Source organism: Rhodopseudomonas sp. BAL398 (genome assembly GCF_033001325.1).
GTDB lineage: Bacteria > Pseudomonadota > Alphaproteobacteria > Rhizobiales > Xanthobacteraceae > JARJEH01.
The window spans coordinates 4307768-4330863 of record NZ_CP133111.1 but is presented as its reverse complement, the minus strand read 5'-3'; the positions used below and the strand labels follow the sequence as shown (position 1 = coordinate 4330863).

Genomic DNA, 23096 nt, shown 5'->3' with positions numbered 1-23096 from the left:
TGCCGTGCCCCGGACGCGGCGCAACGCGCCGCTTGGCGGCGTGGTGCGCCGCAGAGCCGGGGCCCCGCTGGTTGGCTTATCAAGCGGCATCCCTGAGCCGCGGAGCGGCATGAACAATGCCGCACCGCGTCCGGGATACGGCGTAAGCCGCCTCGCTCAGTTGCGCTTCGCCAAAACGGCGCGGATCTTTTGCGCCAGCGCCTCGCGCGAATAGGGCTTCGGCAGCAGGTCGACCCCGGGGTCGAGCCGGCCGCCATGCACGATGGCGTTTTCGGTGTAGCCCGAGGTGAACAGCACGACGAGGCCGGGCAGCCGTTCCCGTGCCTTGCGCGCCAGTTCGGGGCTGCGCAGCGGCCCTGGCATCACCACATCGGTGAACAGCAGATCGATCGCCGAGCCGCTTTCCACCACGCTGAGTGCGCTTTGCGCGTCCTTGGCCTGCAGCACCCGATAGCCGAGATCGAGCAAGGTGGCGACCGAGGTTTCCCGCACCTCGGCATCATCCTCCACCACCAGGATCGATTCGGAGCCGCCTTCGACCGGTCCGGCGACGGCCGGGACCACAACGTCCTCGGACTCGGTGGTACGCGGCAGATACAGCTTGATTGTCGTGCCCTGGCCGACCTCGCTGTAGATCTTGATATGACCGCCGGATTGCTTGACGAAGCCGTACACCATCGACAGGCCGAGCCCGGAGCCCTTGCCATCCGCCTTGGTGGTGAAAAACGGCTCGAACACCTCGTCGACGATTTCGGGCGCAATCCCGCAACCGGTATCGGTGATCGCCAGCAACACGTATTGGCCCGGCGTCGCGTCTGGATTGAGGCGGGTGTAGTCGTCATCCAGCGAGGCGTTGCCGGCCTCGATCGTCAGTTTGCCGACGCCGTCCATGGCGTCGCGGGCGTTGATCGCGAGGTTGAGGATCGCATTCTCGATATTGCCGGGATCGATCTGCGTATTCCACAACCCGCCGGCGACGACGGTTTCGATCTCGATTTCATCGCCCAGCGCCCGGCGCAGCATGTCGTCGGTTTCGCGGATGAAGCGGCCGATATTGACCACGCGCGGCGCCAGCGGTTGCCGCCGGCCGAACGACAACAGCTGCGACGCCAGCTTGGCGCCGCGGGTGACGCCGGCCATCGCATTATGAACCCGCCGCTCGGCCTTGGCATTGCCGGCGATGTCGCGCAGCAGCAGTTGCAGGTTGCCGCTGATCACCTGCAGCAGATTGTTGAAATCATGCGCGACGCCGCCGGTCAGCTTGCCGAGCGATTCCATGCGCTGGCTCTGCCGCAACGTCTCCTGCGCCTGCAGCAATTCGGCGGTGCGGCTCTCGACCCGATGTTCCAACGTGTCGTTGAGATGCGCCAGCGCCTCGGCGGTGCTTTTTTGGTCCTCGATATCGGTGTTGGTGCCGATCCAGCGGGTGATCCGGCCGTCGGCATCGCGGATCGGCACCGCGCGGGAGACATGCCAGCGATACAGCCCGTCGGCGCGGCGCAACCGAAATTCGGCCTGATAGGACGCGCCCGAGGCGAGCGAAGCCGCCCAGCCATTGGCGATCGCGGCAACGTCGTCGGGATGAACGATAGCAGCCCAGCTCTGACCGTCGAGTTCGCCCGGCGCCGCGCCGCTATATTGATAGACTTGGTCGTTGAACCAGTCGAGCTGGCCGTCCGGCAGCGCGGTCCAGACGTGATTGGGGATGGCCTGGGCGAGGGTCCGGAACTTGGCCTCGCTGTCGCGCAGCGCCTGCTCGGCGTTCATCTGGTCGGTGAGATCGGTGTTGACGCCGAACCAGGCGGTAATCGCGCCGTCGGCGTCGCGGGAGGGACTGACCCGGGTCAGAAACGGCCGGTAGACCCCATCGCCCCCGCGTAGCGGAAACAACATCTCGAACGGTTGGCCGCTGGCGATCGAGGCCCGCCAGCGTTCGAGCACGTCGGGCAGCTTTTCCGGATGATGGACCGATTGCCAACCCCAGCCTTCCATTTCGGCGGCGCTGGTTCCCGTGTATTCGTACCAGCGGCGGTTGTACCAGTGGATATAGCCGTCGGGTCCGGCTATCCAGCACAGCGTCGGAAGGTTTTCCGCCAACGCCCGAAACTGTCGATCACTTGTCGGCACGCGCACCATCGATCTGCTTGTGAGAAATCTGGCGCGACTTTGGCCTACAACGCCGAAGTTGCAAAGCTACTTTTCGGTTTGGCACCGGACAGCGCGGCACCCGCCAGGGTCGCCGGACGACGGCGACGCCCGGCCCGAAACCCTTGCCGAAGCCCGCCACCATCGCTACCTGTGCGACTGATTATTCGACGAGGACGCCGCCATGCTCGACGCCGCCATCAAGGCGCTGACCCAGATCCTGTCGCCGCCGATGCGCTCGATCCTGTGGCGATCGATCGCCTTCGCGCTGGCGCTGATCACCGTGATGGCGATCGGTCTGCAACGGGCGCTGAGTTGGTTCGCCACCTCGGGCGAGGTCTGGGCCGAGGCCGCGCTGGGACCTGGCTTTCAGACCCCGCTGAATATTCTGGCCTGGATCGTCTCGATCGCCGCTGCGCTGGGCGTGGTGCTGGGCGCGGTATTCCTGATGCCGGCGGTGACCTCGCTGGTCGCCGGCATTTTCGTCGATGACGCCGCCGACCATGTCGAGCGCGAATATTATCCGGACGAGCCGCCCGGCGTCGCGCTGCCGTTCGGCCTGGCGATGACCGAGACCATCAAGACCGCGCTGCTGACCATCCTGGTCTATCTGATCGCGCTGCCCTTCGTGTTCATTGCCGGCGCCGGCTTCATCGCCTTCTTCATCGCCACCGCCTGGCTGCTCGGTCGGGAATATTTCGAGCTGGCGGCGATGCGGTTTCGACCCGCCGCCGAGGCCAAGGCAATGCGCAAGGACAACGCCGCGATCGTGTTCACCTGCGGCTTGGTGATCGCCGCCTTCGTCTCGATCCCGATCGTCAATCTGGCGACGCCGCTGTTCGGCATGGCGTTTATGGTCCACATGCACAAGCGCCTGTCCGGCCCGCCGCGCGAATTGTTCGAGGCGCGGCGCGAAGTCTCGACCGGCTAGGCCGGCCGCCGGCAACGCCCCGGGACCACCGCCGCGACATCCCGGCGTGACTCTTGCTTTCAATCACCTTTGCTTGCCATGAACTCTGCTGGCGATGAGCTTTGCTGACCACGGTGGTTCGCGCCATCGCATCGCTGTCGAAACCGGGGGCACCATGAAAATCGCGATCAAGTCGGAACTGGTCTACAGCTTTGCACCATCGACCCAGATCATCGCCAGCCTCGAGGCGTCGCACACCGACGATCAGACCATCGTCTCGGAGAAGCTGGTGTTCGATCCGCCGGCCGAGCTATTGCGCGACATCTCGCCGGCCGGCGATCGCAGCATTCGCGCCTGCCTGTCGGGCGAGGTGGCGATTCGCTATGACGCCGTGGTCGAGAACCGGCTGCGCCAATTGCTCCCCGCCAGCGGGCAGCAACATGTCTGGTCGGAATTGCCCCACGACGTGTTGCCGTTTCTGTTGCCCAGCCGGTTCTGCCCGTCCGACAAATTCATGCGGTTCGCGCAGCGCGAATTCGCCAGCGCCGGTGACGGCGTTGCGCGAGTGATGGCGATTCTGAACTGGATCAGCCGCAACATCGATTATGTCGCCGGCGTCAGCGACGCCGAGACCACGGCCGAGCGCACTTTCGTTGACCGCGCCGGGGTGTGTCGTGACTTCACCCATCTGGGCATCACCCTGACAAGGGCGCTGGGCATTCCGGCCCGCGCCGTCAGCGCCTATGCGCTCGATCTCAATCCGCCGGATTTCCATGCGGTGTTCGAAGTCTATCTCGACAACAGCTGGTGGCTGATCGACCCGACCCGGCTGGCGCCGGTGGCCGGCATCGTGCGGATCGGCAATGGCCGCGACGCCTCCGACATCGCATTCCTGACCTCCGACAAGCAATGCCAGGTCTTGCGCCAGTCGATCTCGGTGACCGCCGCGGCGTGAGGCGACCGGCGATCAGCCCGGCGGCACGCGGCGACCGCGAAAGCCGCGGCGCACCGCATGGGCGACCTCGAGCGCCGCGCCGCCCAAGATGATCAGCAGAAAATTCGCCAGATGAGACATCTTCATCGGAATGCTCCAGATACCGCGCATGATCGCTGAATTCTTGGTTCAGCGATTCGCAACTGCAACTAATCAGCTTCGTTCCGGGCCTGATCGGATCGTCTGACTGGATAGTATGAACGGTAATGAGCTGATGAAAACCAAAATGCGCGCGGCGCGGCGAAATTCGCCACATGTCTCGTAACTCTGACATTGCGTGCGTCAAGTTGAATGATCGAATCGATCACGCGCGCCGCGTTTGTCGCCAGCCTGCTTGACACATCATGGTCGCCGAGCCGGACAACCGGCGTCGGCCTTGGTACTTCTACCGCCTTGATAGTCCGCGACGATCACGCGCGTCGTTAGTCGGTGATTCGATTCGCGCCGCCGGCCTCGGAACCGCACGTAATCACTTTCGTTTGACAATGCATGCCGTCGATGTAGCGATGGACGTCTCAAGCGAGCAGGTCATCAAACGAGCAGGACAAGATGCGCCTCAGCCAAGCTCAGCCATTCGATCACAGCCTCGATCGCAAACCGGACCATCCGTTGCCGGCATCGCCGGCTGACACGGATGACCGCGGCAGGCTGTGCTGGACGCGCGACGGCTTCGATTGGCCGAACCGCGAGACCAGCGCGTTCGTCGAGGCCGCCGGCCTGCGCTGGCATGTGCAGCGGATGGGCTGCGGACCGGTCCTGCTGCTGCTGCACGGCACCGGCGCGGCCACCCATTCGTGGCGCGCGCTGGCGCCGATGCTGGCGCGGCATTTCACCGTGGTGGCGCCCGACCTGCCAGGCCATGGCTTCACCGAATCCCCGGTGCCGGAGCGACTGTCGCTCGATGCGATGGCGTCGGATCTCGCCGCGCTGCTAGGCAAGCTCGACCTCACGCCGGCGCTGGTTGCGGGCCACTCCGCCGGCGCCGCGGTGCTGGCGCGGATGTGCCTCGATGGCGCCATCGCGCCGCGCGGCTTTGTCGGCCTCAACGGCGCCATGCTGCCGATTGGCGGACTGGCCGGGCGGGTGATGACGCCGTTCGCCCGGCTGCTGGCGCGAAGCGCGATGGTGCCGCGGCTGTTCGCCCGCTTTGCCGACAGCGACAAATTCATCGAACGCATGATCGCCGACACCGGCTCGGCGCTGGAGCCGGCCGGAATCAAATTCTATCGCCGGCTCACTCGCAGCCCCGGCCACGTCGCATCGGCGATCCGGATGATGGCGAACTGGAAGCTGGCGCCGCTGGCGCTCGACCTGCCGCGGCTGGCCACCCAATTGATGCTGATCTGCGGCGGCAACGACAAGACCATCGCGCCGAAGGATGCGGCGCGGGTCCACGCCATGGTGCAACGCTCCAGCATCGTCACCATGCCGGGCCTCGGCCATCTCGCCCATGAGGAGCAGCCACGCGAGGTCAGCGATCTGATCGTCGGGCTGGCGCGCAGCATCGGCTTGCTGCCGCTGCACACGGTGGCGCCGGAGCCGTTGCAGGCCTGGCAGCTCCACCCGCTGGTGGCGCGCTTGAATTAATTCCCCGCGCCCGGCATGGTCGTGGTTCCGTCGCAGTTTTGCGCTGAGATCGCGCGATCATGGCGGAGCGACGAAGCTGCGCACCATGCACAGCAATCGGGGAGACTCACATGATCGGTCCGTATCCGCGCCGCTTGGCGATGGCCATCGCAATGCTGGCGCTGACATCGCTGACCGGGCAGGCCCAGGAGGCCTCGCCGCATTCACCGCACCCGGCCAAACCCGCCGAGGCCGCCAACACAGCGCAGCCGCACGGCAAGCCGGCGGCCGAGCCGACCACGACCGATCAGCGCAAGCTGCCGCCGGACGCCGTCACCGACCATACATTGACGCTGCCCGGCCGCAGCCTGGCCTTCACCGCGACGGCGGGCACGATCCGGCTGTTCAACACCAAGGGCGAGCCCCAGGCCGACATCGCCTATACGGCCTATCAGCTCGACGGCGCCAAGCCGAACAGCCGTCCGGTCACCTTCCTGTTCAATGGCGGGCCGGGCGCATCCTCGGCCTGGCTGCAGCTCGGCGCCGCCGGGCCGTGGCGGCTGCCGATGACCGGCCCCGCCTCGGCGCCGCCCGAGCTGGTGCCCAATGCCGAGACCTGGCTCGACTTCACCGACCTCGTTTTCATCGATCCCGTCGGCACCGGCTACAGCCGCTTCGTCGCCAGCGGCGAAGACGTGCGCAAGCAGTTCTATTCGGTCGATGGCGATGTCGCCGCGCTGGCGCTGGTGATTCGCCGCTGGCTGGAAAAATCCGACCGGCTGGCGTCGCCGAAATATCTCGCCGGCGAAAGCTATGGCGGCATTCGCGGGCCGAAGATCGTGCGCAATCTGCAGACCCGGCAGGGCGTCGGCGTCAACGGCCTGATCCTGGTGTCGCCGCTGTTCGACTTCCGCGAATATTCCGGCTCCAGCCTGCTGCAATATGTCGCCAGCCTGCCGTCGATGGCGGCGGTGGCGCGGCAGCGTAAAGGCCCGGTGACCCGCGCCGATATGGCCGACGTCGAGGCTTACGCGCGCGGCGAATTCCTGACCGATCTGGTCAAGGGTGTCGCCGACACAGCCGCCACCACACGCCTGGCCGACAAATTCGCGGCCTTGACCGGGATCGACCAGACGGTGAGCCGGCGGCTGACCGGCCGCCTCGCCACCTCCGAATTCCGCCGCGAATTCGACCGCGCCAATGGCAAGATCACCGGCCGCTACGACGCCTCGCAGCTCGGCTTCGATCCCTATCCGGATTCCAGCTCGGCGGATTTCGGCGACCCGTCCTCCGATCCGCTGATCGCGCCACTCACCAGCGCTGCGGTGATCCTCACCCGCGACAGGCTGAACTGGCGGCCAAGCGGCTCGTATCATCTGCTCAACGGCGAGGTGGCGCAGGCCTGGAATTTCGGCCGCGGCAATAACCCGGTGGAATCAACCTCGCAACTGCGCGAAATCCTGGCGCTCGACCCAAACCTTAAAGTGCTGGTGATGCACGGGCTGTTCGATCTCGCCACGCCGTATTTCGGCTCCCAGATCATTCTCGATCAGCTGCCGACCTATGGCTCGCGCGACCGCGTCGCGCTGAAGGTCTATCCCGGCGGCCACATGTTCTATGCCCGCGACGCCGCCCGCCAGGCGCTGCGCGGCGAGGCCGAAGCGATGATGAAGTAAGCGGACGTTGATCGCGCCTCATGGTGAGGAGCGCGCAGTTTCGCGCGCGTCTCGAACCATGAGGCGGGACATGTCCTCATCCTTCGAGACACCCGTCGCGGGCTGCGCCGTCACGGAGTCCGTCATTGCGAGGAGCGCTTGCGACGAAGCAATCCAGTCCTTGCTTGAAGGCCCCTGGATTGCGTCGCTTTCGGACGGCGCTACGCGCCGGCCTCGGCTCGCAATGACGACCTGGATCGTTTTCTGGAAATTCCTAAACCGTCTTTTCCGGCCAGCGGCACAGATCGGCGATCAGGCAGACCTCGCAGCGCGGCTTGCGCGCGAGACACGTATAGCGGCCGTGCAGGATCAGCCAGTGATGGGCGTGCATCATGAATTCTGCCGGAATCACCCGTTCGAGTTCGAGCTCGACCGCCAGCGGCGTGTCGCCCGGCGCCAGCCCGGTGCGATTGCCGACCCGGAACACATGGGTGTCGACCGCCATGGTGGGCTGGCCGAACGCCATGTTGAGCACCACATTCGCGGTCTTGCGCCCGGCGCCCGGCAGTTTCTCCAATTCGGCGCGACTACGCGGCACCGCGCCGCCGAATTGCTCGATCAGCTTTTGCGACAGCGCGATCACGTTCCTGGCCTTGTTGCGATACAGGCCGATGGTCTTGATCAGCTCGCGCACCTCCTCCTCGCCGAGATCCAGCATCTTTTGCGGCGTGTCGGCGAGTTCGAACAATCTGCGGGTCGCCTTGTTGACGCCGGCATCGGTGGCCTGCGCCGACAACACCACCGCGACCAGCAGGGTGAACGGATTGAGGTGCTCGAGCTCGCCCTTCGGCTCCGGATTGGCGGCGGCAAAGCGGCTGAATGCCTCGCGCACCTCGGCGGCGCTCCAGCGGCGGGCTTTTTTCGCGGGCTTTGGCCGCGGAGGCTTGGCTATGACGGACTTGGCCGTGGCAGGCTTGGCCGTGGCAGGCTTGGCCGTGACAGGCTTGGCCGTGACAGGCTTGGTCGCAACGGGTTTGGCCGAGACGGCCTTCTTCGCGCCAGACTTCGATTTCGGCGCGGCGGCTGGGCTGATTTTCGGCATGATTTCGGTATAATGATCCGCGATGATGTCGTGCAACGATCTTGATCCGGAATTCGACCAACCGAAACTGTTTTCGGCGCTGCTGACGCCGCATCGCTCGCTGAGCCCAAACGGCTTCATCGCGCTGATGGCGTTTATCAGCACCGTCAGCTTTGTCGCCGGCGTGGCGTTCTGGATGATGGGGGCATGGCCGGTATTTGGCTTCTTCGGCCTCGACGTGCTGGCGATCTATGTGGCGTTCCGGATCCAGTTCAGCCGCGGCCGCGCCACCGAGGAAATCTCGATAACGCCGTCGGAATTGCGGGTGCGCCGGGTCAGCCATCGCGGCCATGTGTCGGAATGGGTGCTCAATCCGCTATGGGTGCGGCTGGAACAGATCGTCCACGCCGAATTCGGCATCGAACGGCTCTATCTGGTCTCCCATGGCCGCCGCGTCGCCATTGCGGGGTTTCTGGGCGCCGAGGAAAAAGCCAGCTTTGCGAAAGCCCTGAGCGCCGCGCTCGAGGCCGCGCGACGCGGTCCGGTCTATCAGTCATAGTCCAGGCGCTGTCGGAAAACGGGTGGCTGACAGCCAGCCGCAGGGTTAGATCTGGTGCATGATGAGCCTTGCCATGACCGATCACCGCCTCACAAAACCCGGTTCGCGCGACATCGCTCTGGCCGATTACGATTCGGTGCGGCGCGCGATCGCCTTCATCTCGGCGCGTTGGCGCGCGCAGCCCACGATCGAGGCGATCGCCGATGCCGCGGGGCTGACGCCGGACGAGTTGCACCATCTGTTCCGGCGCTGGGCCGGTCTCACCCCAAAGGCCTTCATGCAGGCGCTGACGCTGGATCACGCCAAGACCCTGCTGCGCGATTCCGCCAGCGTGCTCGACGCGGCCTTGGAATCCGGCCTGTCCGGGCCGGGGCGGCTGCACGATCTGTTCGTCACCCATGAGGCGATGTCGCCGGGCGAATGGAAGACCGGCGGCGCCGGCATGGTGCTGCGCTACGGCTTTCATCCCTCGCCATTCGGCACCGCGGTGGTGATCGGCAGCGAACGCGGATTGTGCGGGCTGGCCTTCGCCGATCCGGGCGGCGAGCAGGCGGCTTTGGCCGACATGCTGCAGCGCTGGCCGCATGCCGCCAGCGTCGCCGATCAACAGGCCACCGCGCCGCTGGCAGAGCGGGTATTCGACACCGCGAGCTGGCGCGCCGACCAGCCGCTACGGGTGGTGCTGATCGGCACCGATTTCGAGGTCCGAGTCTGGGAAACGCTGCTCAAGATCCCGATGGGCAAGGCGGTCTGCTATTCCGACATCGCCAGCAAGATCGAGCGTCCAACCGCCTCGCGCGCGGTCGGCGCGGCGGTCGGCAAGAACCCGATCTCCTTCGTGGTGCCGTGCCATCGCGCGCTCGGCAAGAGCGGGGCACTGACCGGCTATCACTGGGGCATCACCCGCAAGCAGGCGATGCTGGGCTGGGAGGCCGGGCAGGTGGGGGCGACTTGAAAGCCGGCAACTGATTTGAGTTCGTCATTGCGAGCGCAGCGAAGCAATCCAGGGACGCGGTGCACTGCGCCCCTGGATTGCTTCGTCGCTGCGCTCCTCGCAATGACGGAGTCTTTGTCAGTCGCTGCGGTGCGGGCCTCAAAGTAACGGCGTCACGCCAGATCGAGCTTCGACTCCACCGTCGAATCCGCATTGAGCCGGTAGATGATCGGCGCGCCGGTGGCCAATTCGCGCTTCAGAATGCCTTCGGGCGACAGCTTCTCCAGCACCATGATCAGCGCCCGCAGCGAATTGCCATGCGCCGCGACCAAGGTGCGTTCGCCGCGCAGCACGCAGGGCAAGATCTCCTGCACGTAATAGGGCAGGGTGCGCGCCAGCGTGTCCTTCAGGCTCTCGCCGCCGGGCGGCGGCACGTCGTAGGAGCGGCGCCAGATATGCACCTGCTCCTCGCCCCATTTCTTGCGGGCGTCGTCCTTGTTGAGGCCAGACAGGTCGCCATAATCGCGCTCGTTCAGCGCCAGATTCTTTTGCGTCGGCAAGCCGGTCTGGCCGAGTTCGGTCAGCATCAGATCGAGCGTGTGCTGGGCGCGGGTGAGGACCGAGGTGAAGGCGAGATCAAAAGTGAGGCCCTGCGCCTTCAATTTGCGGCCTGCTTCGCTGGCCTCGGCGACGCCCTTTTCGGTGAGGTCGGGGTCTTTCCAGCCGGTGAACAGATTCTTCAGGTTCCAGTCGCTCTGGCCGTGGCGCACGAGCACGAGAAGGCGGTCACTCATTCTACGATTCCGATGCTGATTAGATGTCACCAAGGCCGAGCACGTCGGCCATCGAATACAGTCCGGGCTTTTGGCCATGCGCCCACAGCGCGGCCCGCAACGCGCCATGCGCGAAGATCATGCGATCCTCGGCCTTGTGGCTGAGTTCGATCCGCTCATAGGGGCCGGCGAAGATCACGGTGTGATCGCCGGTCACGGTGCCGCCGCGCAGGCTGGCAAAGCCGATGTCGCCGGCCTTGCGGGCGCCGGTGATGCCGTCGCGGCCGCGCGCCGAATGTTCGGCGAGCTTGACGTCGCGGCCGGCGGCGGCGGCCTCGCCGAGCAGCAGCGCGGTGCCGGACGGCGCATCGATCTTGGCCTTGTGATGCATTTCGACGATCTCGATGTCGAACCCGTCGTCGAGCGTGCGCGCCACGCGCTTGACCAGCGCCGCCAGCAGATTGACGCCGAGGCTCATATTGCCGGACTTCACCACCACGGCCTGCTTGGTCACGCTCTTGATCACCGCGTCGTCCGAGGCCGACAATCCGGTGGTGCCGATCACATGGACGATGCCGCGCTCGGCGGCGATCGCCACATTGGCGAGCGTCGCGGCCGGCACGGTGAAATCGAGAATGCCGTCGGCATGCGCCGCCAGCGACCACAGGTCGCCGGACAGTTTGATGCCGTTTTCCGGCAGGCCGGCCAGCGTGCCGGCATCCTTGCCCAGCCATTGCGAGCCCGGCGCCTCGAGCGCGCCGCTCAGCACCGCGCCCTTGGTCTCCGCGATGGCACGGATCAAGGCGCGGCCCATCCGGCCGCCGGCTCCGGCAACGATCAGACGCATGTCGGGCATATTGTGCGATCCTCAGACTTTGCGGCGGGTATAGCGGGCCTGAACCGCAGCGGCAACCGATCCGCCGGTTACGGCTGCGCGCCGTCATAGCCTTCGACGATCACCAGATCGTTTTCGGCATGGGGTTTGCGGATCGCCACCAGCCGCTGATATTCCGGCGAATGGTAGCAGGCGAGCGCGGTCTCGTAGTCCTTGAACTCGATCACCACATTGCGCGAACGCGACGAGCCTTCCATGGCCTCGTATTCGCCGGCGCGCACCAGGAACCTGGCGCCGTATTGCTTGAACACCGGGCCGTTCTGGGAGACGTATTCCTTGTAACCGTCCATATTGGCGACATCGACGCGCGCGATCCAATATCCCTTAGCCATCTGCTTCTCCCCTTTTGAGCGTTGATTATCGGCGCGCCGACGCGATCTCGGCGACGATCGCCTCGGCGGCCTGTTTCGGATCGGATGCCTCGACGATCGGCCGCCCGACCACCAGATAATCCGCGCCGGCGGCGATCGCGCGCGAAGGCGTCATGATCCGCTTCTGGTCGCCCGCGGCGCTGCCGGCGGGCCGGATCCCCGGCGTCACCAGCTGCATCTGGGCGTCAATGATGTTGCGCAGGTCGGCGGCCTCTTCGGGCGAGCATACCAGCCCGTCGACGCCGGCCTCACGGGCCTGCCGGGCCCGCAGCTCGACCAGATCGGAGACGCCGAGCCGATAGCCCGCCGCCTCTAGATCGGCGTCGTCATAGGACGTCAGCACCGTGACGGCGAGAATCTTCAGCCCGGAATCGCCGCGCGCCGCGACCGCGGCCTGCATGGTCTGCGGATAGGCGTGGACGGTGAGAAAGCTGGCGCCGAGCGCGCTCAAGCTCTCGACCCCGCGCGCGACGGTGTTGCCGATGTCGTGCAGCTTGAGATCGACGAATACTTTCTTTCCGGAGTCGACAAGCCCGCGCACCAGCGGCAGGCCGCCCGCATAGGCCAGCTGATAGCCGATCTTGTAGAACGTCACGCTATCGCCGAGCCGGGCGATCATCGCCTGCGCGGCGTCAGTGCTCGGCAGATCCAGCGCGACGATCAGCCGGTCGCGGGCGGCAAGGGTGACGTCAGGCATTGGTTCTCATTTCAATTGCTGGGCGAATTCGATCAACTGCCGCACCATCGCCTTCAGCGCGTCGCTGTCGGCCTGATGCTTCAGATGATCCATCTCGTCATAGGCCTGATCGGCGAAGGACAGTGCGACTTGATTGGGAATCACCGGCGCGCGGCAGCCGCTCAGGATCAGGCGCAGCGCCGCGAGGCAACGCGATCCGCCGAGCCTGCCTTCCGAGGCCGCGGCCAGCGCGAAGGCGCGCTCGCGAAACACCTGACCTTGGGTCTCATGGGGATCTTTCACGCGCGAGACCCAGTCGATGGCGTTTTTCAGCAGCGGCGGCACCGAGGAATTATATTCCGGGCTGACCAGCAGCACGCCTTGATGGGCGCCGATCATCCGCTTGAGACTGACCGCATGCTGCGGCACGCCGGAATTGGCCTCGAGGTCGCCGTCATAGATCGGCAGCGGATAGTCGCCGAGCGACAGCTGCGTCACGTCGACATCGGCGCGGGCGAATTCATACGCCGCCGCCGCGGCCAGCTTTGCATTGAGCGAGCCGTTGCGCAGCGAGCCGGGAATGATCAGGATTTTGACGGCGGGCATCGGTTCGCTCACAGGGGCTTGGTCCGCCATTGGCGGAGAAGATCAGCCCTTGCGATACACCCAGACCCGCGCGGGGGGAATATTCATCCAGATCCGCTCCGAGGCCTCGGTGGACACACCCGGCAACGATTTCGGAATCGGCGGGGTCACCGAATAGGTGAATTGCACGAAGGGGGCGCCCGGCTCGAGCAGGTTGAAGGCGTCGCGGATCAGCCGCATGCGGGTGAGCATCGGCTTGGTGACCAGCGGCAGCCCCGACACCATTGCGGCCGCCGGCTGCTCCAGAATCTGCCATAGCGCGTCGCGCAGCCGATAGGCGTCGCCCTGGACCACGGTGGCCAGCGGATAGCGATCGCGCAGCAACACGCAAAAACTCGGATTGTATTCGAGCAGCACCAGACGCTTCTGGTCCACCCCATGCTCGACCAAGGCGCTGGTGATGGCGCCGGTACCTGGCCCGAGCTCGATCACCGGGCCGGTGCCATCGATATCGACATAAGCCGCCATGGTGCGGGCGAGAAACCGCCCGGACGGCATCACCGCACCCATATGCAGTGGCTTCTCCATCCAAGACCGAAGAAAGCGAACCTCGTCATCAAGACGGGATGGCTTCTTCAACGCACGAACAGATGGTTGCAAAGCCATTTAGATACCAAACCGGGGGAGGTATTCGGCCGAATGTCAAATTTTTGTTACACGAACAAGTATAGCCAGCGAAGTAGCGGGTCAAGTTAGACGCTTAGGGAGTGCTGCGAGTTCCGAAGAAGTCCTTGACCTTGGTGAAGAAGCCGGCGGTTTCCGGTTGCGTCGCGCCGGAGGATAATTTCTCGAATTCGGCCAGCAGTTCCTGCTGTTTCTTGGTGAGGTTCTGCGGCGTCTCGACCGCGACCTGGACGTACATGTCGCCCATCTGCCGCGAGCGCAGCACTGGCATGCCCTTGGCGGCGATCCGAATACGCCGGCCGGTCTGAGTCCCCGGCGGCACCTTCACCTTGGTCTTGCCCTTGTCGATGGTCGGCACGTCGAGATCGCCGCCAAGCGCGGCGGTGACCATCGAGATCGGCACCAGACAATGCAGGTCGGCGCCGTCGCGCTGGAAGAATTGATGGGCAGCCAAGGACAGGAAAATATAGAGATCGCCCGACGGGCCGCCGCGAACCCCGGCCTCGCCTTCGCCGGCGAGCCTGATCCTGGTACCGTCTTCGACGCCCTGCGGAATATTGACCGACAGCGTCCGTTCCCGGGTCACCCGGCCGGCGCCCGCGCAGGACGGGCACGGATCCTCGATCATCTGGCCGCGGCCCTGACAGCCGGGGCAGGTCCGTTCAAGTGTAAAGAAACCCTGGGCCTGGCGGACCCGGCCGGCACCGCCGCAGGTCGAGCAGGTCTTCGGCTTGGTACCAGCCTTGGCGCCGGTCCCCGAGCAGGATTCGCAGATCACCGAGACCGGAATCTCGATCTGCGCCGTCTTGCCGAGGAAGGCATCCTCGAGGGTGATTTCCATATTGTAGCGCAGGTCGGCGCCGCGCTCGCGGCCATTGCCGCGGCCGCCGCGCTGCGCGGCCATGCCGAACAGATCCTCGAAAATATCAGAGAACGACGAGGCAAAGCCGGCGCCGAAGCCGGGGCCGCCGCCGCCCTGCTCGAACGCCGCATGGCCGAAGCGGTCATAGGCGGCGCGCTTGTCGCCGTCCTTGAGCACTTCATAGGCTTCGTTGATTTCCTTGAAGCGCACTTCGCTGGAGGCGTCACCCGGATTCTTGTCCGGATGCCATTTCATCGCCAGCTTGCGGAACGCCGCCTTCAGGCTGGACTCGTCCGCGCTTCGGTCGACTTCAAGAGTTTCGTAGTAGCAACGCTTGGTGGAGGACATCAGAACTTCTCAACTGTCACGGCCGGGCTTGCCCCGCCTGCGGGGCCGAAACCCCTTCGGCGCGGCGAAGGCCCGGCCATCCATCGATTTTGGAAGATGGCCCCCCGGGTCAATCCCGGGGGTGACGATGTGACCAAGACGACGTGACCAAGATCAGGAGTCATCGCCCGCGGATCCTAACGATCAAGCCGACTTCTTGGTGTTCTTGTCGTCGTCGACTTCGGTGAACTCGGCGTCGACCACGTCATCCTTGGCGGCGTCCTTGGCGGCGTCGCTTTCGGCCTGCTGGGTGTACATCGCCTCGCCGAGCTTCATCGACGCCTGGGACAGCGTGTTCGCCTTGGCCTTGATCGCCTCGGCGTCGTTGCCCTTCAGGGCTTCGCGCAGGTCACCCAGCGCGTCCTCGATGGCGCGACGCTCGCTCTCTTCGACTTTGGAGCCGTGTTCGGCCAGCGCCTTCTCGGTGGTATGCACCAGCGCATCGGCGTGGTTCTTGGCGTCCACCGCCTCGCGACGCTTCTTGTCTTCGGCAGCGTTGACCTCGGCGTCCTTGACCATCTTCTCGATGTCGCCTTCCGATAGGCCGCCGGAGGCCTGGATCCGGATCTGCTGTTCCTTGCCGGTGGCCTTGTCCCTGGCCGAGACATTGACGATGCCGTTGGCGTCGATGTCGAAGGTGACTTCGATCTGCGGCATGCCGCGCGGCGACGGCGGAATCCCCATCAGGTCGAACTGGCCCAAGATCTTATTATCGGCCGCCATTTCGCGTTCGCCCTGGAATACGCGGATGGTCACGGCGTTCTGGTTGTCCTCGGCGGTCGAGAACACCTGGCTCTTCTTGGTCGGGATCGTGGTGTTGCGATCGATGATGCGGGTGAAAACGCCGCCCAGCGTCTCGATGCCCAGCGACAGCGGGGTGACGTCGAGCAGCAGCACGTCCTTGACGTCGCCCTGCAGCACGCCGGCCTGGATCGCGGCGCCGATGGCGACCACCTCATCCGGGTTGACGCCCTTGTGCGGCTCCTTGCCGAACAGCTGCTTGACCACTTCCTGGACCTTGGGCATGCGGGTCATGCCGCCGACCAGCACCACTTCGCCGATCTCGCCGGCGGTGAGGCCGGCATCCTTCAGCGCCTTGCGGCAGGGCTCGATGGTCTTCTGCACCAGATCGTCGACCAGCGCTTCGAACTTGGCGCGGGTCAGCTTCATGGTCAGATGCTTCGGACCGGACTGATCCGCGGTGATGAACGGCAGGTTGATCTCAGTCTGCGTCGTCGACGACAATTCGATCTTGGCCTTTTCGGCGGCTTCCTTCAGCCGCTGCAGCGCCAGCTTGTCGTTGCGCAGGTTGATGCCCTGCTCCTTCTGGAATTCGTCGGCGAGGTAGCTGACCAGACGCATGTCGAAGTCTTCGCCGCCCAGGAAGGTGTCGCCATTGGTCGACTTCACCTCGAACACGCCGTCGCCGATCTCCAGGATCGAGACGTCGAAAGTGCCGCCGCCGAGATCGTACACCGCGATGGTGCCGGTCTTGGTCTTGTCCAGACCATAGGCCAGCGCGGCTGCAGTCGGCTCGTTGATGATGCGCAGCACTTCAAGGCCGGCGATCTTGCCGGCGTCCTTGGTGGCCTGGCGCTGGGCGTCGTTGAAGTAAGCCGGAACGGTGATGACGGCCTGATCGACCTTCTGGCCGAGATGGGCCTCCGCGGTCTCCTTCATCTTCTGCAGAATGAAGGCCGAGACCTGCGAGGGCGAATAGGTCTTGGCGTCGGCCTCGACCCAGGCGTCGCCATTGGAGGCTTTGACGATCTTGTAGGGGACGAGCTTCTTGTCCTTCTCCACGGTCGGATCGTCGTAGCGGCGGCCGATCAGGCGCTTCACCGCGAAAATGGTGCGCTCGGGATTGGTCACCGCCTGGCGCTTGGCCGGCTGGCCGACCAGGCGTTCGCCATCGTCGCTAAAGGCGACAATCGACGGCGTCGTTCGCATGCCCTCGGCGTTCTCGATGACTTTCGAGTTCTTGCCGTCCATGACGGCGACGCAGGAATTGGTAGTGCCGAGATCGATCCCAATGACCTTTCCCATGGTCCTCACATCCTTCTTTTTGCGGCAGGTTGGCCGGGCCCTGACGGCGCACCAATCCAAACCCCCAATATTAAATTTCTCGCGATGTCGCGGTGGTCTTGCCTCATATAGGAGGGGGGGTGAGGCCCGCAAGGACCGTGGCGCGCTTGGTTCACGAAATCATTGCGGGCTGAGCCGGCTCGATCGGCGGCTGGGTCGGCCCGATCGGTTCGATCGGCCGCGACGAGCTTGCCGCGCCGCACCAAAATACACCAGCCCGGAGGCCGACATTCGTGCCAGGCCGCGCTTTCAAAGCTTGATCTGGCACCCCGGTCAGGAAACCATGGGAGTTGCGGCAATCGTATTTGTCGCGAATGACATGCAGATCGCGACCATCGAACGGCCGCAATGCAAACTCAGTAGAAATTCATGAAACACATTGCACGTCTCGTCGCGTTTGTTCTGCTATCCGCCGCCGTCAGCCCGGCCTTCGCCGCCGATCCGACCTATCCGCGCGGCATCCGCGTCGGGATGACGCCGATGGACGGGCTGGTTCCGGCGTCGACCTTTGTCGGCTTCGAGAGCCCGGACAATGGCGTCAAAGTGTTGCTGGCGGAGCTGCCTGCGAAGGCCTTCGCCGAAGTGGAGGAGGCCTCCAAGGCGGCTCCTGCCGATGCCGGCGCGGTCAAGCCGCAGAGCATCGCAACCGCCGCCGGCCCGGGCTATTATTCCGCGGAGGACGGCAAGGCCGGCCCCGACAAAGTCCGCCGCTACTCCTTGATCGTGTCGGGCGGCAAAACGTTTTCCGGCTATGTCGCGGTGCAGATCGCCGATTCCGAGACCAAGACCTATTCGGAAGACGCCGTGAAGCGGATGTTCGCCACCGTGGCGGTGCGCCAGCAGGTTCCTGTCGCCGAGCAGCTGGCGCTGATGCCGTTCAAGGTCAGCGAGTTGAGCGGGTTCAAGACGGTGCGGACATTGGCGCCCGGGGCGGCGCTGCTGCTGGCCGACGGCGATGACGAAACCGGCGTCGAGGCCGCGCCGTTCATAGTGCTGGGCCTGATCGGCTCGGCGCCGGAAAGATCGGAGGATCGCGGCCGGTTCGCACAGCAATCGGCGGGCCTCATCCCCGGCCTGCGCGAGGGCCGCATTACGATGTCCGAGCCGGTGCGGATCGACGGTGCCCCCGGCTACGAGACCCGGATCGACGCCGTCAGCGGCAAGGACAACACCCCGGTTCGGGTGGTGCAATGGCTGCGATTCGGCGGCGGCAACGTCGCGATCCGGATTATCGCCAGTTCGCCGCGGGACCAGTGGTCGAAGGCGTTCCCGCGGTTTCGAGCGGTGCGCGACGGCCTAGAGCCGCGCTGACCCAGGCTGCTGAAATCAGGCCTCGGTATCGGTCGTCGGTGCCGGCTTCGGCCCGCCTTTCGACACCGCCACGAGAGCGGGACGCAACACGCGCTCGCCGAGGGTGAAACCGGCCTGCACGACCTGCACCACGGTGCCGGGCGGAACCGTGGAATCCGGGACCTCATACATCGCCTGCTGGAAGTTCGGATCGAACTTCTCGCCCTGCGGATTGAATTTCTTGACGCCGTTCTTTTCCAGCGCATTGAGCATCGACCGCTCGGTCAATTCGACGCCCTCCATCAGGGCTTTCAGGCCCGGATCGGCCGAAGCCTTGGCTTCCGCCGGCACCGCGTCGAGCGCGCGCTGCAGATTGTCGGCGATGTCGACGACGTCGCGCGCAAATGCAGCGATGCCGTAGGTCCGGGCGTCGGCCACCTCGCGCGCGGTGCGCTTGCGCAGATTTTCCATCTCGGCCAGCGTTCGCAACATCTTGTCACGGGCTTCGGCGGCCTCGCGGACCAGCGCTTCGTTCGCCCCTTCTTCCGGATCGTCCGGCATGATGTACGGCTTGGAGACCACCGGCTCGGCAGCCTGCGCCGCCTGCTCGAGGTTTTCCTTCTGTCCGTTGGAATCGGTCATCACGCTACCTTCTGAAAATTGATCTCGATCGATGGGGTGGGCTTGCCGGGATATCGTGTTTGCGCTGCCAAAATCAAGCGCGGCGGGCGTCCGGGCTCAGCCGCCGAGCATCTGGCTGACGATCCGGGCGGCGTAATCCACCATCGGGATCACCCGCGCGTAATTGAGCCTGGTCGGCCCGATCACGCCCAGAACGCCGACGATATGCCCGGCGCCGTCACTATAGGGCGCGATGATGGTGGAGGAGCCGGACAGCGAGAACAGCTTGTTCTCCGAGCCGATGAAAATTCGCACCCCCTCGGCGCGCTCGGCGCGGCCGAGCAGATCAATGACGCCGCGCTTGGTCTCGAGGTCGTCGAATAACAGCCGCACCCGTTCGAGATCGTCGAGCGCATGGAGATCCTCGAGCAGATTGGCGTGGCCGCGCACGATCAGCTGGCGGTCGTCGGTGTCGCCGCCGGACCAGCTGGCGATGCCGGCGGCGATCACCTTCTGGGTCAGTTGATCGAGTTCGGCGCGGTCCTGCGTCAGCATGGTCTCGAGTTCGAGCCGAGCCTCCGCCAAGGTGCGGCCGCGGATTCGCGCATTGAGGAAATTCGAAGCCTCGGTCAGCGCCGAGGACGGCACGCCCGGCGGCAGCATCAGCACCCGGTTCTCGACCTGACCGTCCTCGGCCACCAGCACCACCAGCGCGCGCTCCGGCTCGAGCCGGACGAATTCGATGTGTTTGAGCCGTGAATTGGATTTCGCGGTCAGCACCACCGCCGCCGCCCGGGTCAGGCCGGACAAGCGCGTCAGCGCCTCGCCGAGCGCCGCCTCGACCGACTGCGCCTTGCCGACCGAATTGAGCTGGGCCTGGATCGATTGCCGCTCCGGCTCGGTCAGATCGCCGACCTGCATCAGCGCGTCGACGAAGAATCGCAGGCCAAGCTCGGTCGGCAGCCGGCCGGCGGAGGTGTGCGGCGCATAGATCAGGCCGAGCTGCTCGAGATCCGACATCACATTGCGCACCGAGGCCGGCGACAGCGGCACCGTGATCAGGCGCGAGATGTTGCGCGAACCAACCGGCTCGCCGGTGGCCAGATAGCTCTCGACGATCTGCCGGAAGATCTCTCGCGACCGCTCGTTGAGCTGCGCCAGCCCGGCATTCGGGGCGATCAGGCCGATGTGTTCGTGATGAGCCAAGGAGAACCTCCGTGAAGCTGCTAATTTGTCGATGCCGGGGTCCGGTTACAAGCAGGCATTACGCCGATTGCCGGCCGCGGCCCTTGCCGCTGCGGCGCTGGCCCCCTAAAAGCACCGCGAGATCAGCTTTTCCTGTATTTTCGGAGGATTCCCCATGCGGCCAAGCCGCCGTGCGCCAGACGAATTGCGCGCCGTATCGCTGGAACGCGGTGTCGTCAAATATGCCGAGGGCTCCTGCATGGTGAAATTCGGCGACACCCATGTGCTGGTCACCGCTACCCTGGAAGAGCGGCTGCCGCCGTGGCTGAAGGGGCAGGGCCGCGGCTGGGTCACCGCCGAATACGGCATGCTGCCGCGCGCCACGCTGGAACGCACCCGTCGCGAGGCCGCCGCCGGCAAGCAGAACGGCCGCACCGTGGAAATTCAGCGGCTGATCGGCCGCTCGCTGCGCGCGACGCTGGATCTCGAAGCGCTCGGCGAGCGCCAGATCACCGTCGATTGCGACGTGATCCAGGCTGACGGCGGCACCCGCACCGCCTCGATCACCGGCGCCTGGGTGGCTTTGGCCGACTGCATCGCCTGGATGAAGAGCCGCAACATGCTCAAGGGCACCGGCAATGTGATTCGCGACAATGTCGCGGCGATCTCCTGCGGCATCTACAACGGTACTCCAGTACTGGATCTGGATTATGCCGAGGATTCCGAGGCCGATACCGACGCCAATTTCGTCATGACCGGCGATGGCCGTATCATCGAGGTCCAGGGAACCGCCGAAAAGGTACCGTTTTCGCAGGACGAGTTCCTGGCGCTGATGGCGCTGGCGAAAAAGGGCGTGGCCCGGCTGGTCGATCTGCAGAAAATGGCGGTGGCGTGAGCCATCCTTGTCGCGCCGTTCCACCGCAACCTGCTAGCCTGGGCTGATCATGTATCGTCGAATCAGCGGCAAGCTCGTGATCGCGACCCATAATCCCGGCAAGCTCGCCGAGATGCGCGAATTGCTGGCGCCTTACGGCATCGAGGCCATCTCGGCCGGCGAGCTCGGCCTCGCCGAGCCCGACGAGACCGGCGACAGTTTCCGCAGCAATGCGGCGATCAAGGCGCAGGCCGCCGCCAAGGCATCGCAACTGCCTGCCTTCGCTGATGATTCCGGCCTGGTGGTGGATGCGCTCGACGGCGCGCCGGGGATCTATTCGGCGCGCTGGGCCGGCGAGACCAAGGATTTTGGCGCCGCGATGATGCGGATCGAACGGCTGCTGCAGGAGCGCGGCGCCACCAAGCCGGGGCAGCGCAGCGCGCATTTCGTCTCGGCGCTGTGCGTCGCCTGGCCAGATGGCCATGTCGAGGAAGTCGAGGGACGGGTCGAAGGAACCTTGGTCTGGCCGCCGCGCGGCACCGCCGGCTTCGGTTATGATCCGACCTTCCTGCCCGACGGCCATGATCGCACCTTCGGCGAGATGACCAGCATCGAAAAGCACGGCCTGCCGCCGCTTGGGCTCGGCCTGTCGCACCGCGCCCGCGCCTTCGTCAAACTGGCGGAGATCTGCCTGTGAGCGGCGCCTTTTACAATTCGTCATGCCCGGCCTCGTGCCGGGCATCCACGCCTTGGCGGCGACCAAGGCGTGGATGGCCGGGACAAGCCCGGCCATGACAAATTCACCCGACACCGCCTTCGGCGTCTATATCCACTGGCCGTTCTGCCTGTCGAAATGCCCCTATTGCGATTTCAACAGCCACGTTCGCCATGCCCCGATCGACGAGGAGCGCTTTGCCCGCGCCTTCGCCCGCGAGATCGAGACCACCGCTGCGCGCACGCCGGGACGCGAAGTATCCTCGATCTTCCTCGGCGGCGGCACGCCGTCGCTGATGCAGCCGAAAACCGTCGGCGCGATTCTCGACGCGATCGGCAAGCATTGGCGCATCGCGCCCGATGCTGAGATCTCGCTGGAAGCCAATCCGACCAGCGTCGAGGCGACGAGGTTTCGCGGCTATCGCGCCGCCGGCGTCAACCGGGTCTCGCTCGGCGTCCAGGCGCTCGACGACGCCTCGCTGAAAGCGCTCGGGCGCCTGCACAGCGCGCGCGAGGCGATGGACGCGGTCGCGATCGCGCGTAGCGTATTCGATCGCTATTCATTCGACCTGATCTATGCCCGTCCCGACCAGACTCCGGCGATGTGGGAAGCCGAATTGCGCCAGGCGATCGGGCAGGCGGCCGAACATCTGTCGCTGTATCAGCTGACCATCGAGGCCGAGACGCCGTTCTTCGCGCTGCACCGGGCCGGCAAATTGAAGATCCCGGACGAGGCCACCGCGCGGGTGCTTTACGACGTGACGCAGGACGTCTGCGCCGAACTCGGGCTGCCATCCTACGAGATCTCCAATCACGCCCGGCCGGGTGCGGCCTGCAAACACAATCTGGTCTATTGGCGCGGCCAGGAATATGCCGGGATCGGCCCCGGCGCCCATGGCCGGCTCGATATCAATGGCGCGCGCCACGCCATCGCCACCGAGAAACGGCCCGAAGCCTGGCTGATGCGGGTCGAGGCCGGCGGTCATGGCGTCATCGTCGACGATGTTCTCAACAGCGAAGAGCGGGCCGACGAATTCCTGCTGATGGGGCTGCGACTGGCCGAGGGCATCGATCCGCGGCGCTATCAGGCGCTGAGCGGCCGCGCACTCGATCCGGCCCGGATCGCGGTGCTGCGTGACGAAGGCGCGATCGTGGTCGACAGCAATGGCCGGCTGCGGGTGACGCAATCCGGCTTCCCGGTGCTCGACGCGGTGGTGGCTGACCTGGCGGCCTGAGCAGCGTTATATCAA

Annotated in this window: 21 protein-coding genes and 2 pseudogenes; 10 read left to right on the top strand and 13 right to left on the bottom strand. The window is 65.3% G+C overall.

Going from position 1 to position 23096, the window contains the following annotated elements:
- Positions 1–162: 162 nt before the first annotated feature.
- Positions 163–1758, bottom strand: a pseudogene (locus RBJ75_RS20440) (PAS domain-containing protein); the annotation flags it as partial.
- A gap of 48 nt (positions 1759–1806) precedes the next feature.
- Positions 1807–2136 (bottom strand): annotated as a pseudogene (locus RBJ75_RS29515) (PAS domain-containing protein); the annotation flags it as partial.
- 193 nt (positions 2137–2329) lie between these two features.
- Here RBJ75_RS29515 and RBJ75_RS20435 point away from each other — a divergent pair.
- From RBJ75_RS20435 to RBJ75_RS20420, 4 genes are all read left to right on the top strand, one after another.
- Entirely contained in the window at positions 2330–3076 is a 747-nt protein-coding gene (locus tag RBJ75_RS20435; protein WP_044412738.1) for a sulfate transporter family protein, read from the top strand.
- Between the two features lie 154 nt (positions 3077–3230).
- Positions 3231–4010 carry a transglutaminase-like domain-containing protein gene (locus RBJ75_RS20430; protein ID WP_044412754.1) on the top strand — a complete coding sequence of 260 codons (780 nt, stop codon included), beginning with the start codon at positions 3231–3233 and terminating at the stop codon, positions 4008–4010.
- A gap of 588 nt (positions 4011–4598) precedes the next feature.
- Positions 4599–5636 (top strand): alpha/beta fold hydrolase BchO, encoded by a 1038-nt coding sequence (bchO, locus tag RBJ75_RS20425; protein ID WP_080901070.1) that lies wholly within the window; start codon positions 4599–4601, stop codon positions 5634–5636.
- Positions 5637–5746: 110 nt separating this feature from the next.
- Positions 5747–7291, top strand: coding sequence for a S10 family peptidase (locus RBJ75_RS20420; protein WP_044412735.1), 1545 nt, complete (start codon positions 5747–5749; stop codon positions 7289–7291).
- A gap of 253 nt (positions 7292–7544) precedes the next feature.
- Here the strand turns inward: RBJ75_RS20420 and nth are convergent, their stop codons facing one another.
- A complete protein-coding gene (gene nth / locus RBJ75_RS20415) occupies positions 7545–8372 on the bottom strand; it encodes an endonuclease III (RefSeq protein WP_080901231.1) in 828 nt (275 codons plus the stop codon).
- 22 nt (positions 8373–8394) lie between these two features.
- Between nth and RBJ75_RS20410 the strand changes: the two genes are divergently transcribed.
- Positions 8395–8910, top strand: a complete 516-nt coding sequence (locus RBJ75_RS20410) for a DUF2244 domain-containing protein (protein ID WP_044417201.1) — start codon at positions 8395–8397, stop codon at positions 8908–8910.
- Between the two features lie 58 nt (positions 8911–8968).
- Entirely contained in the window at positions 8969–9865 is an 897-nt protein-coding gene (locus tag RBJ75_RS20405) for a methylated-DNA--[protein]-cysteine S-methyltransferase (protein WP_044417199.1), read from the top strand.
- Positions 9866–10017: 152 nt separating this feature from the next.
- Here RBJ75_RS20405 and RBJ75_RS20400 read toward each other — a convergent pair whose 3' ends face one another.
- The 8 genes from RBJ75_RS20400 to dnaK form a co-directional block, all read right to left on the bottom strand.
- On the bottom strand, positions 10018–10638 hold the full coding sequence (locus RBJ75_RS20400; RefSeq protein WP_044417194.1) for a 2,3-bisphosphoglycerate-dependent phosphoglycerate mutase: 621 nt from the start codon (positions 10636–10638) through the stop codon (positions 10018–10020).
- A gap of 19 nt (positions 10639–10657) precedes the next feature.
- Positions 10658–11473 carry a 4-hydroxy-tetrahydrodipicolinate reductase gene (gene dapB, locus RBJ75_RS20395; protein WP_276156454.1) on the bottom strand — a complete coding sequence of 272 codons (816 nt, stop codon included), beginning with the start codon at positions 11471–11473 and terminating at the stop codon, positions 10658–10660.
- 68 nt (positions 11474–11541) lie between these two features.
- Positions 11542–11844: a DUF1330 domain-containing protein gene (locus RBJ75_RS20390; RefSeq protein ID WP_276156453.1), complete on the bottom strand. Its 303-nt coding sequence runs from the start codon at positions 11842–11844 to the stop codon at positions 11542–11544.
- A gap of 25 nt (positions 11845–11869) precedes the next feature.
- Complete coding sequence (pyrF, locus tag RBJ75_RS20385) at positions 11870–12580, bottom strand: orotidine-5'-phosphate decarboxylase (protein WP_044419110.1); 711 nt, start codon at positions 12578–12580, stop codon at positions 11870–11872.
- Positions 12581–12586: 6 nt separating this feature from the next.
- A complete protein-coding gene (locus tag RBJ75_RS20380) occupies positions 12587–13165 on the bottom strand; it encodes an NADPH-dependent FMN reductase (protein ID WP_044419112.1) in 579 nt (192 codons plus the stop codon).
- Positions 13166–13207: 42 nt separating this feature from the next.
- Complete coding sequence (locus RBJ75_RS20375; protein WP_276156452.1) at positions 13208–13810, bottom strand: class I SAM-dependent methyltransferase; 603 nt, start codon at positions 13808–13810, stop codon at positions 13208–13210.
- 94 nt (positions 13811–13904) lie between these two features.
- A complete protein-coding gene (gene dnaJ / locus RBJ75_RS20370; protein WP_044415978.1) occupies positions 13905–15038 on the bottom strand; it encodes a molecular chaperone DnaJ in 1134 nt (377 codons plus the stop codon).
- A gap of 183 nt (positions 15039–15221) precedes the next feature.
- Entirely contained in the window at positions 15222–17123 is a 1902-nt protein-coding gene (gene dnaK / locus RBJ75_RS20365; protein ID WP_044415980.1) for a molecular chaperone DnaK, read from the bottom strand.
- 408 nt (positions 17124–17531) lie between these two features.
- On the opposite strand from dnaK, the gene RBJ75_RS20360 reads away from it, so the two are divergent.
- Positions 17532–18473: a hypothetical protein gene (locus tag RBJ75_RS20360; RefSeq protein ID WP_044415984.1), complete on the top strand. Its 942-nt coding sequence runs from the start codon at positions 17532–17534 to the stop codon at positions 18471–18473.
- A 15-nt stretch (positions 18474–18488) separates the two neighbouring features.
- Here RBJ75_RS20360 and grpE read toward each other — a convergent pair whose 3' ends face one another.
- Both grpE and hrcA read right to left on the bottom strand, forming a co-directional pair.
- Positions 18489–19094 (bottom strand): nucleotide exchange factor GrpE, encoded by a 606-nt coding sequence (grpE, locus tag RBJ75_RS20355; RefSeq protein WP_044415986.1) that lies wholly within the window; start codon positions 19092–19094, stop codon positions 18489–18491.
- A gap of 96 nt (positions 19095–19190) precedes the next feature.
- A complete protein-coding gene (hrcA, locus tag RBJ75_RS20350; protein ID WP_044415988.1) occupies positions 19191–20279 on the bottom strand; it encodes a heat-inducible transcriptional repressor HrcA in 1089 nt (362 codons plus the stop codon).
- A gap of 154 nt (positions 20280–20433) precedes the next feature.
- Here hrcA and rph point away from each other — a divergent pair, with 154 nt between their 5' ends.
- The 3 genes from rph to hemW all read left to right on the top strand — a co-directional run bounded on the left by rph (position 20434) and on the right by hemW (position 23081).
- Positions 20434–21153, top strand: a complete 720-nt coding sequence (rph, locus tag RBJ75_RS20345; protein WP_044415990.1) for a ribonuclease PH — start codon at positions 20434–20436, stop codon at positions 21151–21153.
- Positions 21154–21202: 49 nt separating this feature from the next.
- The gene (rdgB, locus tag RBJ75_RS20340; RefSeq protein WP_044415992.1) at positions 21203–21829 is read left to right on the top strand and encodes an RdgB/HAM1 family non-canonical purine NTP pyrophosphatase; all 627 of its coding nucleotides are present in this window, start codon (positions 21203–21205) and stop codon (positions 21827–21829) included.
- 94 nt (positions 21830–21923) lie between these two features.
- Entirely contained in the window at positions 21924–23081 is a 1158-nt protein-coding gene (hemW, locus tag RBJ75_RS20335; protein WP_276156451.1) for a radical SAM family heme chaperone HemW, read from the top strand.
- Positions 23082–23096 lie beyond the last annotated feature (15 nt).

Excerpts from the sequence above, each read along its gene's own strand:
- RBJ75_RS20435 (WP_044412738.1), top strand. The coding sequence starts at position 2,330 with ATGCTCGACGCCGCCATCAAGGCGCTGACCCAGATCCTGTCGCCGCCG.
- RBJ75_RS20430 (WP_044412754.1), top strand. The coding sequence starts at position 3,231 with ATGAAAATCGCGATCAAGTCGGAACTGGTCTACAGCTTTGCACCATCG.
- bchO (WP_080901070.1), top strand. The coding sequence starts at position 4,599 with ATGCGCCTCAGCCAAGCTCAGCCATTCGATCACAGCCTCGATCGCAAA.
- RBJ75_RS20420 (WP_044412735.1), top strand. The coding sequence starts at position 5,747 with ATGATCGGTCCGTATCCGCGCCGCTTGGCGATGGCCATCGCAATGCTG.
- nth (WP_080901231.1), bottom strand. The coding sequence starts at position 8,372 with ATGCCGAAAATCAGCCCAGCCGCCGCGCCGAAATCGAAGTCTGGCGCG.
- RBJ75_RS20410 (WP_044417201.1), top strand. The coding sequence starts at position 8,395 with ATGATGTCGTGCAACGATCTTGATCCGGAATTCGACCAACCGAAACTG.
- RBJ75_RS20405 (WP_044417199.1), top strand. The coding sequence starts at position 8,969 with ATGATGAGCCTTGCCATGACCGATCACCGCCTCACAAAACCCGGTTCG.
- RBJ75_RS20400 (WP_044417194.1), bottom strand. The coding sequence starts at position 10,638 with ATGAGTGACCGCCTTCTCGTGCTCGTGCGCCACGGCCAGAGCGACTGG.
- dapB (WP_276156454.1), bottom strand. The coding sequence starts at position 11,473 with ATGCCCGACATGCGTCTGATCGTTGCCGGAGCCGGCGGCCGGATGGGC.
- RBJ75_RS20390 (WP_276156453.1), bottom strand. The coding sequence starts at position 11,844 with ATGGCTAAGGGATATTGGATCGCGCGCGTCGATGTCGCCAATATGGAC.
- pyrF (WP_044419110.1), bottom strand. The coding sequence starts at position 12,580 with ATGCCTGACGTCACCCTTGCCGCCCGCGACCGGCTGATCGTCGCGCTG.
- RBJ75_RS20380 (WP_044419112.1), bottom strand. The coding sequence starts at position 13,165 with ATGCCCGCCGTCAAAATCCTGATCATTCCCGGCTCGCTGCGCAACGGC.
- RBJ75_RS20375 (WP_276156452.1), bottom strand. The coding sequence starts at position 13,810 with ATGGCTTTGCAACCATCTGTTCGTGCGTTGAAGAAGCCATCCCGTCTT.
- dnaJ (WP_044415978.1), bottom strand. The coding sequence starts at position 15,038 with ATGTCCTCCACCAAGCGTTGCTACTACGAAACTCTTGAAGTCGACCGA.
- dnaK (WP_044415980.1), bottom strand. The coding sequence starts at position 17,123 with ATGGGAAAGGTCATTGGGATCGATCTCGGCACTACCAATTCCTGCGTC.
- RBJ75_RS20360 (WP_044415984.1), top strand. The coding sequence starts at position 17,532 with ATGAAACACATTGCACGTCTCGTCGCGTTTGTTCTGCTATCCGCCGCC.
- grpE (WP_044415986.1), bottom strand. The coding sequence starts at position 19,094 with ATGACCGATTCCAACGGACAGAAGGAAAACCTCGAGCAGGCGGCGCAG.
- rph (WP_044415990.1), top strand. The coding sequence starts at position 20,434 with ATGCGGCCAAGCCGCCGTGCGCCAGACGAATTGCGCGCCGTATCGCTG.
- rdgB (WP_044415992.1), top strand. The coding sequence starts at position 21,203 with ATGTATCGTCGAATCAGCGGCAAGCTCGTGATCGCGACCCATAATCCC.
- hemW (WP_276156451.1), top strand. The coding sequence starts at position 21,924 with ATGACAAATTCACCCGACACCGCCTTCGGCGTCTATATCCACTGGCCG.